General features: G+C 41.3%; 8 protein-coding genes. All 8 read right to left on the reverse strand.

Annotated features, from left to right (window positions below; translation table 11 throughout):
• Window positions 1–34: 34 nt before the first annotated feature.
• Window positions 35–3397 (reverse strand): VCBS repeat-containing protein, encoded by a 3363-nt coding sequence (locus tag QTN47_RS12270; protein WP_369329673.1) that lies wholly within the window; start codon window positions 3395–3397, stop codon window positions 35–37.
• A gap of 183 nt (window positions 3398–3580) precedes the next feature.
• The gene (locus QTN47_RS12275) at window positions 3581–4894 is read right to left on the reverse strand and encodes a c-type cytochrome (protein WP_369329674.1); all 1314 of its coding nucleotides are present in this window, start codon (window positions 4892–4894) and stop codon (window positions 3581–3583) included.
• Window position 4895: 1 nt separating this feature from the next.
• Window positions 4896–5477, reverse strand: a complete 582-nt coding sequence (locus QTN47_RS12280; protein WP_369329675.1) for a redoxin domain-containing protein — start codon at window positions 5475–5477, stop codon at window positions 4896–4898.
• Window positions 5478–5621: 144 nt separating this feature from the next.
• Window positions 5622–7283 (reverse strand): SusD/RagB family nutrient-binding outer membrane lipoprotein, encoded by a 1662-nt coding sequence (locus tag QTN47_RS12285; RefSeq protein WP_369329676.1) that lies wholly within the window; start codon window positions 7281–7283, stop codon window positions 5622–5624.
• A gap of 25 nt (window positions 7284–7308) precedes the next feature.
• Entirely contained in the window at window positions 7309–10641 is a 3333-nt protein-coding gene (locus tag QTN47_RS12290; protein ID WP_369329677.1) for a SusC/RagA family TonB-linked outer membrane protein, read from the reverse strand.
• A gap of 80 nt (window positions 10642–10721) precedes the next feature.
• Window positions 10722–11789: an ROK family protein gene (locus QTN47_RS12295; RefSeq protein WP_369329678.1), complete on the reverse strand. Its 1068-nt coding sequence runs from the start codon at window positions 11787–11789 to the stop codon at window positions 10722–10724.
• A 441-nt stretch (window positions 11790–12230) separates the two neighbouring features.
• Entirely contained in the window at window positions 12231–13820 is a 1590-nt protein-coding gene (locus tag QTN47_RS12300; RefSeq protein WP_369329679.1) for a SusD/RagB family nutrient-binding outer membrane lipoprotein, read from the reverse strand.
• 27 nt (window positions 13821–13847) lie between these two features.
• Window positions 13848–17168 (reverse strand): SusC/RagA family TonB-linked outer membrane protein, encoded by a 3321-nt coding sequence (locus QTN47_RS12305; RefSeq protein WP_369329680.1) that lies wholly within the window; start codon window positions 17166–17168, stop codon window positions 13848–13850.
• Window positions 17169–17251 lie beyond the last annotated feature (83 nt).

Below are 17251 nucleotides of genomic sequence, written 5' to 3' on the forward strand. Positions count from 1 at the left end.
TAGTTTTCATTTTTCATGAAAATTAAAAAAGAAGTTACATATTCAATTTCAGCACCTGCATGTTGTCGTCATTTTTCGCAGCGATGATTAGTGTTTCGCCCGAAGCGGTTTTCAAACTCACCATTTTCCGGCAATCTCCGTCCATGAACATACCTGCTTGCCCGGGTTCTACACTTTCAAATGTTTTGTTTCCTTTTCCTTTCAATAACACGCCATAGCCCGCATCATTTCTACCAGCTGTTGTGCGGTAAGGATAAAAGTTTCCACTTAGGAGTATGTCGTTGATACCGTCTTTATCAAAATCCTGAACAACGGCTGCAGATATTCGTGAGAACTGCGCGACCAAAGGAAGGGGCGAAAATGAAAATTTCATATTCCCATTGTTGTACAGAATACCAGAAGCAAGTTCATCACAGTGATAATATCCTGCTTTTTTCACTTTATCTTTTGAGAATATGTCATTGACGGTGGCATCAGCATAATCCTTATACTTTATATATTTTCTTTTCAAGGGAACAATCTGATCAAGCAGCTCATCTCTTGAAGCAACAGGATAGCTGGTTCCCTGTATATAATAACACATGATGGGATCTATTGTACCGTTATCGTCAAAATCAGCAGCATATAAGGTTACAGGCTGATCTTTGGATGCTTTGAACTGATTGTTGTATCCACAGTTACCCAAAATAAAATCAGTATCGCCATCACCATCAACATCAGCTGCATTGATGGAAGCCCACATACCATTAAGGTTTTGCACGCCTGATGCAGCGGAAATATTCGTCAACTTGCCAGCATTGTTCTTAAACAGCATTACATTCATCCAGTCTCCCGCAATCAATAACTCAGGAAAATGATCGTTATCAAGATCGGCCCAGGCAGCAGCGGTTACCATACCGGGTTTGCGCCATGCATCCTCAGTTACATCAGTGAAATGAACACTTCCATTTTTTGTATCATTGCGTAACAAATAACTTCTTGCGGCCATTGGAAAGGATCCGGGAACAACGCGACCACCAATAAAAAGATCAAGATCACCATCATTATCAAAATCACCCACAGCGACGGCCTGCTTATCACTTAACATTGCAGGCAACGCATTCGGTTCTTTAATAAAGTTTCCTTTACCGTCGTTAAGGTATAGTCTGTCGTTATATTCAGGAGAACCGTCAGCATATTCGTTGCCTCCACTCACCACATAAAGATCCATGTCACCATCATTGTCCGCATCAAAAAAAACTGCATTCACATCTTCGCTCGCTGCATCAACGGTCCATGGTTGCGAGCCGGCCGCCATAAACGTTCCTTGCGATGTTTGAAGATATAATACACCTGATTGTCCTATAGCACCACCAACAAAAACGTCTTCCAATTTATCGCCGTTTACATCGGCCTTTGCGAGCGCGGGACCTTCACGGGACAACTGGTAGGGCAGCAGTACTTCATCTTTAAAATCAATAAAATCATTTTCCGTGTGCCTGAACGTCAAGCCGGACTGCGCTGTAATATCTGTAAACAGCTTTGTGCTTGCCGTTTGCACAACCTCCTTCGGTCTCGCATCGGCTTGTGCTAGTTCGATTGTTTTGCCTGACGATATACTGGTAAGAACAGTTTGTTTTCCATTGGGCCATGTAAGTTCCAGCTTCGCAGGTTGTGAACCCGAAGGATATCCAAATATAATTTCAGGTGATATGGAGGATTGGTAACCACGTACGGGATACAATTCCTGGTACTGCTGAAGACCATCGTCGGTTGTAAAAGTAATTTTGGTACCGAATGCGGCTGTATTCAATCCTTCACCCTTCAGTTTTAATTTGATAAATGCAGTTGGGCTTACTTCATTTTGATTATTACGGTACACAAAGGCCGGTTCGTTATTGTTACATACAATCAGGTCCAGATCTCCATCATTATCCAGGTCAGCATAAGCTGCCGCATTTGAAACACCTGGTTTGTAAAGTCCCCAATCTTTTGTCTTGTTAGCGAATGTGAGGTCCCGTTTATTTTGAAAAATGTAGTTACTAAGTTTATTGGAAGCCATTTTCTTTACCAGGTCGTAGGTTTTGAAGTTTACAATTCCTTCTTTCAATGAAGTCTTCTGTGCATCGGCTACGGTGTATTTTAGAAAATCCATGTCCGTGTAATCTCTCAGGTAGCCGTTGCTTACAAACAAATCCTTCCAGCCATCGTTGTCGAAATCTGCAAATAAGCCAGCCCAGCTCCAATCTGTATTAGATATACCGGCCAATTGCCCTATCTCACTAAAACGGACATTACCCTTTGCATCAGTACCACGATTTAATTGTAACATGTTGCGCATTTGCTGATGATAATATCCGCTATCGAGCAGGAGATGATATTGATCGTATTCGTCAGGACCTTTTAACAGCTTCTGACGATGATTATCTTCAGGCAGCATATCCAGCGTAAACACATCCGGCAGGCCGTCATTATTATAATCTGCAATATCTGCACCCATCGAAAATTTCGAGACATGTGCAAAAGATTTGCTTAAAGACTCTGTGAAAGTGCCATCATGATTGTTGACGTAAAAACAGTCCACTTCAGTGTAATCGCTGGTTGTATAAATATCAGGCCACCCATCTTTATTTACATCACTCACTGTAACACTTAATCCAAAGTTGAGTGCATTATTGATGATACCTGCTTTTAATGTAACGTCGGTAAAATGGATCTGTCCGTTTGCATCTTTATCATTACGGAACAGCCTGTTTCCAAAATGCATATCAGGCGTTGCTCTTACTTTCTTTGTATTCAGCAATGGATTGTAAGTGTGGTTAGAATGGTTGAGCAGGAACATGTCGAGATCACCATCATTATCATAATCAAAAAAAGCAGCTTGCGTAGATTGCGTTCCGGGCGCATCAAGACCATATTCTTTGGCCATTTCTTTAAAAACCGGGACACCATCTTTTACTCCCTGATTGATAAAAAGCTCATTGCTTAATTGCTCAGGATCTTTGAACTTGCCTGAATGACAAACGTAGATATCGGGCAAACCATCGCCGTTAATATCAGCAATACTTACGCCTGTGCTCCATGTGCCATTTCCTTTTACATTCGCCTTTCGGGTAATATCTTCAAAATGAAAACCACCTTTATTTAAAAACAATTTGTTAGCTGCAGTGTTACCAGAAAAGAAAACATCGGTTAAGCCATCATTATTAAAATCTGCAATACCAACCCCTGCCCCGTTATAGAGATATTCATAACTAAACACGTTCAGTGAATCATCTTCTGTAATAGTATTTAAGTACGAGATACCACTTTCCTTTTCCGGCACCAGCGTAAACTGGGTTGGCGCAGATGTAGTTTGTGCCTGCGCATTCATCACGCAGGCCAAACAAAAAATGAGGTATGGATAGATACGGGTCATTGTTTAAGAGAGTCAATCGGTGAATAGTGAATGGTCAATAGTGAAAGGTGTAACAACCTGACATTATTTTCATCATTATCATTTGTATTTTTTAGTTCGCTTGTTTTTTGCATTCGCATTCGCACATTTTCATATCCGCACATTCGCACCTTTTCAATTGTCAATTATCAACTTTCAATTAATTCACTGCAAACTAATTGCTTCGTCTCCCGGTTTATACGGAAGAAACACCATCATTAATGTAAGCATCTCGTCAGTCGACCTCATGTCGCCAAAAGAAAAAACAGTCTGCGGAGGATTGTGCGGATTGAATGGATTTTCTGCTGTATTATCATAGGTTCCTTCAATATGGATCACAGACCCTTTTGGCACGCGAACCAATTTTTTAAATTTATAGATTTCCTGCCAACGGAAATCCCAGTCAGGAATGTGCACCAATCTGGTGGTATCTCCAGCCGGTGTTAAAAGATATGCTTTAAAATCTTTACCAATGTAGTGCATATGCGGCCACACATACATAATGGAAAAATCTTCACTCGGATTTTTTACATCCAGTGTAAATGTTTTCTTTTCATTTGCCTTTATATAAAATGAAGGAGTGATACTCTTCTCTCCTATTCCACGGGAACCAAAACTGATTACTTTGATAGGTCTTTTTACCGGTATTTTCTTGAAGAACAGATTTACTCCAACAATACTTTTTTCATCTTTAGTTGTTGGTGCATAGTGTACTGTAAAAAGCACAACGCCACGCTTTGGCAAGATCCATCCAAAATCTTTAGGATAGGCTTCATAGCTTGCGCCAGGAATCCAACCGCCATAATAAGTAATGGTCTTGCGATACGGTTGGTACTGATCAAACTTTTTCCTGTCATCCTCTGTCAGGTTAATATAGCTATCCGTATTACTCAAACTGACCAAAGTGTCAGCAACCGGATGGATAGCATAGTTTACGTGATGGATCAATTTTTTATTGTTGCTTACAAATTCAATAGCCTCAATGTTAGCAGAATCTGCTAACTCAAACGGCACTTTAAATATGATAAATCTTTCACCACCATCGCCTTTAACTAAAAAACTATCCGTCGTTTTTAAAACGAGATCGGGCTTCCTGTTATATAATGTTCCTTCGTTCAAATCTTTTTTCACCGCCGGCGTTGCCAGTGTTTTACCTTCCGGGCTTTTATTGTCAATCCATTTTACGATGAGATCAATTTCTTTTTTACTGAGTGACCGGTCATTGGCAAAATGAACATATTTGTTATCCGGTTTCCATGGTGGCATGTAGCCCTGTTGCACCACATCTTTTATGAAAGAAGTACGTTTTGCTACGTCCTCATAAGTGATCAGCGAAAATGGCGCGGTTTCGCCCGGTTTGTGACATGAAGCACATTTCCGAATGATGAGGGGTTGTATATCTTTATAGAATGTTACTTCCTGGGAATGACCATATACAGCAGCGAAAAAAAGACAAAATGCCAATAAATAATGCTTCATGTTAGTACTCATTAATTTTACAACCAACGGCTTTTATACTCTTTATAACCACCGTTTTGTTATTTAAAGATTGTTCGAGCGCATCCTGCAAATAAAATGCAGTTGCTTTTATTTTCCGTTTACCCAAACCTTCCAACAGATTATCAATAGCACCCTTATAAACCAATTCATTTTTGTCATTCAACAACACAGCTTCAGGCGTTACAGCAGCATTTAAATAGTGAGTCAATGACATGGCGGAATCAATATACAATGGAATATGAACACTGTATTCACTTGCAAAACTTTGGATATCTGAGGTGGAGTAAGCCTTACCAGGAAAAACGCCATAAATATTTACGTGTTCTTTGTACTGATTATAAATGCTATCGAACAATTTCATATAACCTTTACAAAGGGGGCATTCGGGAGATAAAAACACGAACAGCGAAGATCTGTTATCCATCTTGATCTGATCATCCTGCACCTTTTGCAGATTAAAGTCTGCAACCCTGAATTTGAGAAATGACGAATCAACCTGGGACGATACAGATCTGGCAATAAAGAGAAATAATATAATAAGCAGTATTCTCACTAAAAACATGCATTGTATTCAACAATCAATTTACACCTTTCACTTAAATCTCTGCACATTAAACACAAACTGTTTTATAAAACCGGAAAACAATAGTACGGAATGGAAAAAAGCAATAGAGTAATTCGCATTACTCTATTGCTTAGGTAAGAACTATTTTTTATCCCACCAGATTCTTCCAAACATATCAGAAGGTCCCTGTCCGAAGTCAGGATCTTTTGACATTTCGGCTATTGCTGCTGTTTTTGTTTCGTAGTTCGCATCTGTAGAAACCGGAACTGAAATAGCTGCACGGCGAGGAATGTCTTTTGCAACACCGTCGATCATGATATCTTCATTTGCCAGAGCAGTGTTTTTATTTGGCATACCTGTGCGTTTGAATACGGCCCAGGCTTCGTTTGGCTGCTTGTAATCGTTCAGATAAGCTTGAATTGAAATCTGCTCCAGTGCTTTTGCTGCATTGAACTTAATGTCAGGCATATTCAAATAGTCGCTTATTTCATTCGCGCCTAACGCGGCGTAATCAGGAAGTTTTGCTTTATTGCCAGCATCATCGTAGAAAGTGATTGATGCGGTTACCCCATTGTTGTACCAGGTTCCTGCGTCACCTGCAGCTAATCCACGGGCAATCAATTCAGCTCTCATAAAACAGTAGTCAGCATACGTGATCACTGTGAACACATTCAATCCTGTACCATTGTTGTTGGCTGGCTGCCACATGCGCCATTGCAGGTAAGAAACTGTATCCAGAGAAAGATCATCACTAACCTTCTTGGCAGTAAACCATGACTTATATTTTCCCTGAGATGAATCCGGACTGATGTGTGCACCTACATACTGACGAGGATTCCAGGTAGTACCGGCAGGGTAAACCCCTGCAGCAATAGCAGCATTCAGATTATCCTGTGTATAGTTATTCTTCTGATAGAAAATTCTGATCCTTGGATCGCTATTCTTCCACATGAAGTCAACTGTAGGTTTTGGCGCCCGGAATTCTGTTGGGTTCCAGTTACCACCAGCGGTAAAGTCCTGGTTAGCCCACATTACCCAGCCATCTGCATTGCTTGCCATCTGCGAAGCATCGGCCAGAACATCATCTGCTATGGCTTTTGCGGCTGCAGCATCTCTTTTTACCAAGCGTAAAGCAATACGTAAACGGAGCGCATTAGCGGCCTTGATCCACTTCGTTACATCACCGCCAAAATACAGGTCATTTTTTCCGAGAGAAGTCTGCGCAACAGGCTGAGCTGTTTTTAGTGTAGTAACAATCTCTTTAAGGCGAGTATTAAACACAGTAAATAACTCCTGTTGAGAATCATACTTCGGCGTAAATGTTCCACCGTAACGCGCCTGGAATGCTTCGGTATAAGGAATACTTCCGTTTACATCCGATACATAAAATGCATAGCTGATTTTCGGTATATCTGCAATTGCTGACATATACACGTACTTCGGTTTGTCTGCATCAGATTTTTTATTGATCAAATTCTGTAAATCTGCAACCTGACTGCCCATTGTTGGAAAAAATACGCCATAACGCTGATTAAAATTTCCTATATCATTGAGGAAGTTTTTTGGATTACCAGCATTTGCTGTATTCATTTGCATCCAGGGCATCATCCTGCGATAGATATCGTAATACGCTTCAAAGTCACTGCTATGCGCCTGAATACATACATTTAAAAATTCTTCTTCAGGCTCAATTGAATAAATAACAGTGGGATCTGTATTTGTTTTTACAAATTGCTCCTTTTTGCAGCCTGTGCCGGCTACAACAAGGGCTAGTATATAAGGTAAATATTTTGTTTTTTTCATAATAAGTAGCTATTACGGTTTAAAATTAAAATCCTGCACTTACGGTAAAACCAAAGCTTCTGATAAATGGAAGGCCACCATATTCTGCAAATGCACCAGCTCTGCTGCTGAAAATGCTTTCAGGATTTATATTATCCTTAGCTGTGTTGTACAGATAGAACAGATTGCGACCAACAGCACTCACTCTTAAGTTGTTCATCTTAATTTTTGAAGCAACTTTTTTAGGCAGGTTGTATCCAAGAGAAACTTCTCTTACAGCTACCCATGAGTTTTCAAATACGGAATATTCACGAATACCTGTACCCCAGCTTGCCAACCCTTCGTAGTAGTTAAGAGCAGTCATTGGCTGAGCTAATCCTTTGGCTACCGCATCAGCGTATGTTGTACCGCTAACATCAACTCCATTTATGATTGTACCGGAAGCAAAAACGCCATCAGGATTAATACCATCATTACGCTCTTTGCCGGTAGTAGGATCTGTGAATTTAATACCGCCATGAGCAGCATCGCGGCCAGGTAAGGTGCTTTTAAAGCTACCGAACTCAGAACCATATTGGTGTGTGGCAGAAGCCATCTTTCCACCGAACTTAGAATCAAGCTGGAAGCCCAGGTTGAAGTTCTTATAAGTAAATTCATTCACGTTGCTCAACAGGAAGTTCTCCATCATTGTACCAAGTTCTTTTGTGCCTTGTCCAGCATCGCCAGAACGCCAGAAAGTTCCGTCTTGTTTCAACAGTTTCTTGCCATAGCCAGGAGCGCTTTTATCATTCTGATAAGCATATGCATAGCTGGTTACGATAGTTCCGTATGGTTTACCAACAGCAGCTACCGATTTCACGTCAGCACCAAAAGCCAGATCAAGATCAACAGATGTAACACCATGCGCAGCATCTACATCAATAACTGTATTTCTGTTTCTTGTAAAGTTGAATGTAGTTGTCCATTGAAAGTCTCTGCTACGAACTGGCTGTGCAGTAAGCATAACTTCGATACCCTGGTTTTGAACGTTACCAGCGTTGATCACACGGCTGCTTGCACCGCTTTCTGATGGAACACCTAAATTAATAACCTGGTTGAATGTGTTCTTTTTATACCATGCAACGTCCAGTCCAATCCTGTTTTTTAAGAATTTCAACTCAGTACCAAATTCAATTTCCCTGGTGCTTTGAGGTTTCAAATCAGGATTTCCCAAAGAATTACCCAATGTATATCTGGGAATCAGGTTGCCATTAATGTCAGTATAGTTACCATTCAGCGTATAGCCTAAACCGGTGCTGGTAGTGTAAACTGCAGGACCGCCACCAGTATAGCCAAGACTTGCTCTTAATTTACCAAAGGACAAGAAATCGAAATGAGAATTAGATTTCAGCATCTCTGTAAAAATCCATGACAAACCTACTGACGGGTAGAAATAGCTATAATCTCCGTGACCGTCAGGATAAGTCAAGGTTGAGTTCCAGTCATTTCTTGCACTAACGTTCAATGTCAGCATGTTTTTGTAAGTCAGGTCACCGTAAGCATAAAGGGCATCCAATCTGCCAAACGGATAAGTTGAACCGTTACCAGAAATTGCATTAACAGAATTTGACAGTGAATACATGTCCGCAACCTTCAAACCACCATTAGTATTAAGGTTTGTTCTGTAACCTTTGATTCCCCGGTTTGTTTCTCCTCCAATTGACACGCTTCCTTCCAAATCCTGGTTGAATTGTCTGTTAGCAGTTAGCAAAGCCTGGATACGGCCATAGATATTACTGCTCTGTGCCAGGCTGTAATAACCATTCGGGCCTAAGAAGCCCGGGCCATCTCCTCTGTTCTTAGTCTCATCTGTAGTACCAAGGCTATTGATGTTACCTCTAACCAACAGGTTCAACCATGGAGTGATAGTAGCATTGATATCCAGGTTAGCGCGAAGGTTATCTTCTCTTCTGGAAACATTGTTCTGGTAATAGTTCCAGAATACAGACGTCATAGAACCACGTGTATATGGATTGCTGTTGGGGTTTCCACTAGCACCAATTCTTCCACCTCTTACAGTGTCGATATAGTGATTGGTGTAATAGTCTATATCGTAATGACGTGAGTTAGAATAAGCAAGCCTGAACAGCGGGTTGGAGTTACCACCTTGCAAAATCGGGTTCAAAGTAGTTGAACTTGCGTAAGTAACCATCGCATCCATGTTGATAAAGCTTCCCACTTTTTGTGTTGCTCTTAATGTAAACACATCTCTTTTGAATGAGTTGTTAGGCATTACACTGTTGTTCTTTGTATTGGTATAAGAAAAACGTACAGTTGTTCTGTCACCACCGCCCTCTACGGCGACATTTGTATTGATGAATCTTCCGGTTTGGAAAAGATCAAGCAAATTGTTTGCCTTCCAGGGAATCAATCTTCCATCAGCATCGCGAACAATGTGGTTATCGAATTTTGGACCGAAACTATAATAAGGGCCATTGGCTGGATCTACTTCATCCTTACCATCTGCACCCTGATTAAACCAGGGATCAGCGCCACCACCGAATTCATTTTGGAAATCCGGCAACTTATAAGCCTTTTCCCAGGTTTCAGTGTGTGATACGCTAACACCAAGTCCTTTTTGACTTTTACCTTTCTTTGTGGTAATAAGTACTACACCGTATTGCGCTTCAGAACCATATAAAGCGGTTGCCGCAGAACCTTTCAATACAGTTAAGCTCTCATAATCATCCGGATTCAGGTTCTTAAGCTGATTACCAAAGTCCCTGTTATCACCCCATGAATCCGCACCCGAAACATCAGGTCTGATCAGTACACCATCAATCACGAACAAAGGCTGTGTGTTGTTTGATGTGATTGAGGCATTACCTCTGATTCTGATTCTTGAACTGGATGAAGGTCCGCCTGCGCCCTGGTTAATCATTACACCGGCAACCTTTCCTTGCAGCGCATTTACAATGTTGGGGGTATTTGCTCTTGAAAGCTCGTCACCCTTTACTTCTGTTACCGCATAGCTTAACTTTTTTGTACTTTTCCTGGTACCGAAACCGGTAACCACAACTTCATTCAGTTCACCACTTGCACTTAATAAAGTCACAGGGAAAAACGTTTCAGAACCAACAGTAAGTTCTGTTTCTTTAAAACCAATACTTGAGATCACTAAAACATCGTTAGGCCCACTAACAGGGATCCTGAAATTTCCCTGCGCATCCGTGGCGCCTCTTGTTTTGGTTCCTTTAATAGAGACCGTTACTCCGGGGATAGCAATTCCAGCGCTGTCTTTCACTACGCCAGACACCGTTCTTTTTTCTTGCCCAAAGGCAAAAACACTTCCTATGCAGAATAGCATAAAAAGCAACAGACGTGTTGTTTTTTTCTTCATAGCAGTTTTTAATTTAATTGAATAGTACAGATTTAAAATTCTTTATGAAAGGAAGACATCTATTCATACTGTTTCTCAGTCTATTTCAGTTTGGTTTCTGTTTTCTCATAATTTTCCATCACTAATGCTGCTGCACCTATCAGTTCTGCCTGGTGTCCTAATGATGATATTTCGATAAATGTTTTATCCGCTAACCGGGGAATACAGTGCTCATTGATTGCCTGTTGGACCGGCGCCTGCCATACTTTGCCCGCTGAAGACCCCCTGCCGCTAAGAATAATTACTTCGGGATTGAGGATGTGAATCAGAATGGCTGCACCGCGACCAATGTTGTAGCCTGCTTCAGATAAAAGTTCGATTGAAAACTTATCACCTCTCGTTGCTGCGTTGATTATAGCATCACTTGCCTGTTCGTAGTTTTCAGGAATTTTTTTCAGGATGGAGATCTTGCCTGTATTAAGTCCTGCCTCTGCTTTTTCTGCTACCACAGCAAGTGAAGCTTCTGTTTCCAGGCAACCGGTTTTACCACAGCTACAGATCTTGCCGTTTGAAAAAAGTGGTATGTGACTAAATTCACCCGCAAAGCCGTTGTTTCCTCTAAAGAGCCCTGCATTTAAAATCAATCCCAACCCTATTCCCCAGCCAATGTTTATCACCATCGCGTTTCTCTTGTTCCGCGCCGCACCAAAGCGCAATTCTGCAAGGGCTATAAGACTGCTGTCATTGTCTATGAAAACAGCCATATCCACTCTTTCCTCTATATATTCAGTTATGCTTTTTTGCTTTGTCTCAAAGAACGAGTAATTAACGCCTTTCTGAATATCGATAAAGCCAGGCATTCCGATGCCAACACCACTGATACTGTTCTTATCGATCCCTGATTCTTCAACCAGTTCATTTATTTTTCCCGAAAGCTGATCCAATGCGTCATGTGTATTCGCCAAAGGCAGGTCAAACTTCACTACAGGCGTAACCAATCTGTTATGCATATCCAAAATGGCGATCCGGCTTACAAACTGATCCATTGCCACAGATACTACATAACTGATATCTGGCTTAATAGCATACATTAAAGGTCTTCTGCCACCAGTCGACGGCGCAAGGCCTGTCTCAAGCACGGCTCCTTCACTAATAAGCTCATTCAACATCCTGGTTGTTAAAGGGATACTTTTTTCGATTCTCTCACTTATGTCCGAGCACGATAGTACATTCTCAAAATATAGCTGACGTATTATTTTTCTACGGTAATGGAGGCTTTTGCCAGACATAAGGCTACGTTAGTTGGTGTTTTCTGTTAAATTTAAACTAAGATATAGTGACTTTTTAAAAAATATAAAAAGCTAGGCTTAAAAAAACATTAACCTTAACTTAATACGGAAAACATTTGTGGAAGTATAAATTCATTTTTGCTAAAAATTTTTTTTAGGGCCTGTTTGGACCGAAGATTTCGAAAAAGTAAATAGGCTGGTTTTGCGGCTATATAAGAGATTGAAGAAATGCAGTTGCTTTTTCTCAGAAGTGTTAAAGGGCAATAAAAAAGCCGGCCCCATCAACAGAGCCGGCTCACTTTGCTATTTATAAATCCTGCCTTATCTCACATCCCAGAAGATCTTTGTATATGGCTGATCTTGCTTTTCTACAGCGGAATAATTATCCGTGTTATATAATTTCTCCCTTGAAGGATATAGCAACCTGAAGGCTGGCACTTTCAAAGTGCTTGCACTTGGCTCGGGCGCAAAATACAGGGAAGGATATTTGGTTCTGCGCATTTCGGCCCATGCCTGGTCTGCACGGATGATACCAAAATCAACCCATTTCTGGATCGCTATCTTTTTCAACCTATCATCTTTTGTTCCTCCGTCGTAAGAAACCAAAGGACTCGCGAGCAAGCCTGCAATTTCAGTAGCTGTTGCCGGAGTTGCAGGTGATCCAAACTCAGTATTAAGTGCATTTATATTATAATAGTATTGTACTGACTGACGGATACCATTTTCGTATGATTGTTTGGCATCTCCTCCACCCCATCTTTCAAAAGCTTCGGCTTTGCAGAAACTAACTTCCGAAGCAGTAAGAATGATACCGGGGAAATAGTTGTTCATCACGAATGTTACGGAGTCAATATAAGAGAAATAATATTTCCCTATAGAGTCATTCTGACGGCCTCCATCCCAGTTCACAGGCATTCCGTGAAAGTCGTTATCACGTTTGTTCTTTGTAAAATAAACACGGAGACGAGGATCGCCTGAAGGCTTCATCAAACTATCCAGCATATAACCCGGAGCCGGATTATTACCCAAACCATCACGGATGTCATTCATCGCATTCAGGTTTGGTTTAGCTGCCGTGATCTGAACGTTCTCGGTTACATTGTCAATCAGCGGATACTTTGCAGGATTGCCCAGCATCTCTGTTACAATCGCTTTTGCTTTTGCCTCATTTACATAAGAAATGCGCATGGCCAAACGAAGTCTTAATGAGTTGGCATATTTTCTCCATGCACTAAAGCTTCCGTGCAAAGCAATATCCGCCTGCGTAAACTGGTTGGTATAGAAGCTGCTCACATTTGCTGTATCAAAGTAATTGTTGATCCTTTGGAGCTCTGTCAGTACTGAATCATACAAACCACTTGCATCATCAAATTTAGGTTTAACTGCATCTCCGGTTGCATTGATCATGCCTGCCTGGGAGAAAGGTATATCACCAAAAAAGTCAACCATTTGTATTGCCTGATCATACAAAAAGATACGTGAAGCCTCTACAAACGGCCTGTAACCTGCCTTATCTCCTGCTGTTGAATAAGTATTATATGCTTTTTCGATTTCCCTGTACTGGGAAACCGGTCCTGAATACTGATCATTTGCTGTTGAACCCGAACTAATATAAAATGCATCCCAACGATCTGAAATATAGTTCAGCGGCTGATCGTACATTCTCTGGCCATTTACATAACCTACAGTTTGTGTGTTCTTGCCGAGGTAAGGAACTACAAATGTGTACAGGTTCCAGTAACGGGGCAATACAGTTCTGTTGCGGTACAAACCCGAAAACAAGCTGGAAATATTAGCACCTGTTGATTTATCGGGATTATAATATTTACTATCGAAATCAGACTTCTTACAGCTGATAAAGCTACCTGCTGCTAAAGCGATTGTTGTTATTGAAAGAAGTATTTTTTTCATTACTGTTTTTTTTACTGATCAATGTGATTAGAAGCTTAATCTCAGGTTAACACCGTAAGAACGTGAAGCTGCAGTGGAACCTGCGTCAATTGCCTGTTTTACGTAGTTGGTACTGATACCTGCTTCAGGATCCAGGTTAGGAATTGATTTGTAGAAGTAGAACAGGTTTCTGCCATACAGCCCTAATGAAAGATTCTGTGCTTTTACAGCGTTTTTCAATTTTACCGGGAACGTATAGCTTAGTGTTATTTCTCTCAACTTAATGTAGTTATTATCATACACTGCACTTTCATAAGAAGTACTTGTACCACTACCAGGATAACCACCCCAGCTATAACTGTTCAGGTAATAGTTAGCAGCTTCAAGAACCTGCTCGTTCGCCTTTCCGTCAGCAGTTACGCCTTTCAGAATGATACCATCGTGGTAAACTGTTGCTCCGTTGGGTGCAGCGCTGGTATGTGAAGGCAGCAATACATTCTTTCCGTTCGCGTCCACATAATAAGGCAAACCACCATGCGCTTCATCTCTTCCTGCCAAAGTGCTTTTGTACATACCGGCACCTGTTCCGTAAAGATTTGTTGTAGACAACATCTGGCCACCCCAGCGAAAATCAACCAGGAAGTCCATTGTCCAGTTTTTGTAGTTAAACGTATTACCAAGACCGCCAACAAGGAACGGTTGAATGTTACCTACTTTCTGGTATTTATCATAATCAATCTGGTAATATCCATCAGAAGTAATGATATAGTTACCATTTGCATCAGTAGCACGTTTGTACGTCATGATATCGCCGCTTGCACTTCCAGGTCTTGCAACGACCAATGCAGAACCGTTGTCAACGTTTGCCAGTACCAATTGATCAACGCCATCAACCAGCCTGATCACTTTATTTTTATTGTAGGCAGCATTTGCTCTAACGCGCCATTCAAAGTTTCTGCCCTGTACAGGTATACCGTTCAATGATACTTCCACACCCTGGTTCCTCATGTCGCCAACGTTCACAATGCGTTTGCTTGCTCCGGTGCTTGATGCAATATCCAATTGAGTGATCTGGTTGTTGATGGTTGCATTGTAGTAACCGACATCAAATCCAAAACGGCCTTTGAACATTCTCATTTCCAAACCAAACTCATATTCATGTTTGCGCTCATTCTGCAATCCTTCATTACCAAAAGAAGCATTAGGATATGCACTTGGCGTTCCGTTAATGGAACCGCCCATGTAAACAACGTTTGACAAATATGCTGCAGGCGGATTACCTGTAACACCAAATGAAGAACGGAACTTGCTATAGTCAATAAATGAAGGCAGGTTAAGTAATTTGTTCAATTCAACTGAAGCACTTACTGAAGGATACACGAAAGTATTATTACCCGGAGCAAGTGTTGAAGTACGCTCGTATCTTAAAGATCCTTCAACAAACAGGAAGTTTTTGAACTCAGCACCAACAATACCAAACAGACCATCTTTAGTTAAGTATTGGCTTGTTGCATTGACCGCCAGTGTAGGATTTTTTGATGCAGCTATACTGAACCAGTTTTCCTGGATCAAGCCATCAACAGTTCCAATACTGTTATAGCGATATCTTTCGTTACGGGCCTGGTAACCTGCAGTTGCATTCAGTACGATGTCTTTGCTTACGCTCTTGTTGTAGGTCAACAAAAGGTCACCGTAAAAAATGTTGGACAAATTAGAATTTACCTTGTAGCTGCCGCTTGTACCGAAGGCTAGCGGATAAGTTGCATACTCTTGTGTTGATGCATCATATCCTGTATAGTCATTACCAAATCTTCCGCGGAATTTCAGGCCTTTCGCAATTTCATAGTTCAAAGTAAAGCTGCTCATTAAACGATTACTCTTCTCATCGAAATTGTTTTTTAATTGCGTCCACAGAAAATCCATGTAGTTATAAGCTCTTATCGGGAACTGGATCTTTTCTGCATCATCATAACTCTCATTGTATTTTACATACTTGTAACCATGAGATGTCTGGAATTTATTCATATACACATCCATGTAATCAGCAGGGCTAAAGAATCCATCGTAGCTTCCCATCACCTGGCCTAATTGCATCGGCCTGTTGTGTACCAATTCATTTACATAGTTAATCACGATGTCTGTGCTTAACTTGTTATTGATCTTGTAAGAAGTATTCAGGTTGAATGTATTCTTTTGTTGTTTACCTCCTACCTGGATACCCTTATAATCATTTCTTGTATAAGAGAAACGGTATTTAAACTTATCGGTGGAGTTATACATTGCTAAACTCGCCACGTCGTTAGAACCTGTGCGGTAAACACTTTTCCAGTTATTGGAGTGTGGCACATAGTTTCTGAACTGACCATCCCACCAATAAACTTCACGACCATCGAGTTTAGGACCAAACTGTCCGTAGGCACGGAAATAAGGTCTTACGTCTTGTGTACCATCACCGTTAAAATCGCCATGAAACCAGCCGGTTTCATCAGCACCATTGGCAATATTGGTAGCTCTGTCGTAACCCGGGCCGTATTCAGTCTGAACATCCGGAACAACACCTACTGATTCCAGGCCATAAGTAAGATTCAGATCTACACCAATACCTTTAGCTTTTGAGCCGCTTTTGGTGGTGATCACTACTACGCCATTTGTCGCGTCAGAACCATATAAGGAAGATGCGGCAGAACCTTTCAAAATGCTGATATCGGCAATGTTCTCAGGATTGATATCCAGTAAACCGTTACCATTGATACGTGGGTTGGTCCAATAGTCTTCGGTGTTGGCATCTCCGTTCCTGATAGGCACACCATCCACTACAATTAGCGGCTGGCTGCTACCAAAAAGAGAATTGATCCCCCTGATCTGGATAGAAACCGCACTGGTACCGCCGCCAGGAGCAGACTGGATTTTTACACCGGCAGCCTTACCGTACAATGCAGAAGCAAAGTTGGTGGGTGCAGACTTTACGATATCTGAGCCGGATACAGAAGATACTGCATAACCCAGTTTACGTTTGTCTTTTTTGATACCCATCGCAGTAACTACTACTTCTCCGCCTGCTTCCTGAACGCTGGCTTCAAGTGTTACCTGCATAGAAGAAGCGGCTTCAGCTTCTTTGCCAGCAAAACCAATAGCTGAAAAAACAAGAACGGAACCTTGAGGTACGTTCTTAAAAGCAAAGTTGCCATCTGCGTCGGCAGCAACGGCCTTACTTGTATTTTTTATGGAAATTGAAACTCCTGGCAGAGGATGGCCAAGATTGTCCTTCACCTGGCCTGAGACATTTATTGCCTCCTGTGCAAAGGTGAATGCGCTGAACATGCAGAGCAAAAAGCTCATGACAATGCGTGTAGCTGTCTTTCTCATCATAGTGTGTTTAGTTCACAAAAAGTTCCCGTATCGTAGAAATACTTTTTTTAGTCATCAATCCCCATCAGCTTTGCACAAACAAA

It is taken from the genome of Danxiaibacter flavus, from assembly GCF_041060425.1.
In the GTDB taxonomy this organism is placed as follows: Bacteria; Bacteroidota; Bacteroidia; order Chitinophagales; family Chitinophagaceae; genus Danxiaibacter; species Danxiaibacter flavus.

Excerpts from the sequence above, each read along its gene's own strand:
- QTN47_RS12275 (WP_369329674.1), bottom strand. The coding sequence starts at position 4,894 with ATGAAGCATTATTTATTGGCATTTTGTCTTTTTTTCGCTGCTGTATAT.
- QTN47_RS12270 (WP_369329673.1), bottom strand. The coding sequence starts at position 3,397 with ATGACCCGTATCTATCCATACCTCATTTTTTGTTTGGCCTGCGTGATG.
- QTN47_RS12280 (WP_369329675.1), bottom strand. The coding sequence starts at position 5,477 with ATGTTTTTAGTGAGAATACTGCTTATTATATTATTTCTCTTTATTGCC.
- QTN47_RS12285 (WP_369329676.1), bottom strand. The coding sequence starts at position 7,283 with ATGAAAAAAACAAAATATTTACCTTATATACTAGCCCTTGTTGTAGCC.
- QTN47_RS12295 (WP_369329678.1), bottom strand. The coding sequence starts at position 11,789 with ATGTTGAATGAGCTTATTAGTGAAGGAGCCGTGCTTGAGACAGGCCTT.
- QTN47_RS12290 (WP_369329677.1), bottom strand. The coding sequence starts at position 10,641 with ATGAAGAAAAAAACAACACGTCTGTTGCTTTTTATGCTATTCTGCATA.
- QTN47_RS12305 (WP_369329680.1), bottom strand. The coding sequence starts at position 17,168 with ATGATGAGAAAGACAGCTACACGCATTGTCATGAGCTTTTTGCTCTGC.
- QTN47_RS12300 (WP_369329679.1), bottom strand. The coding sequence starts at position 13,820 with ATGAAAAAAATACTTCTTTCAATAACAACAATCGCTTTAGCAGCAGGT.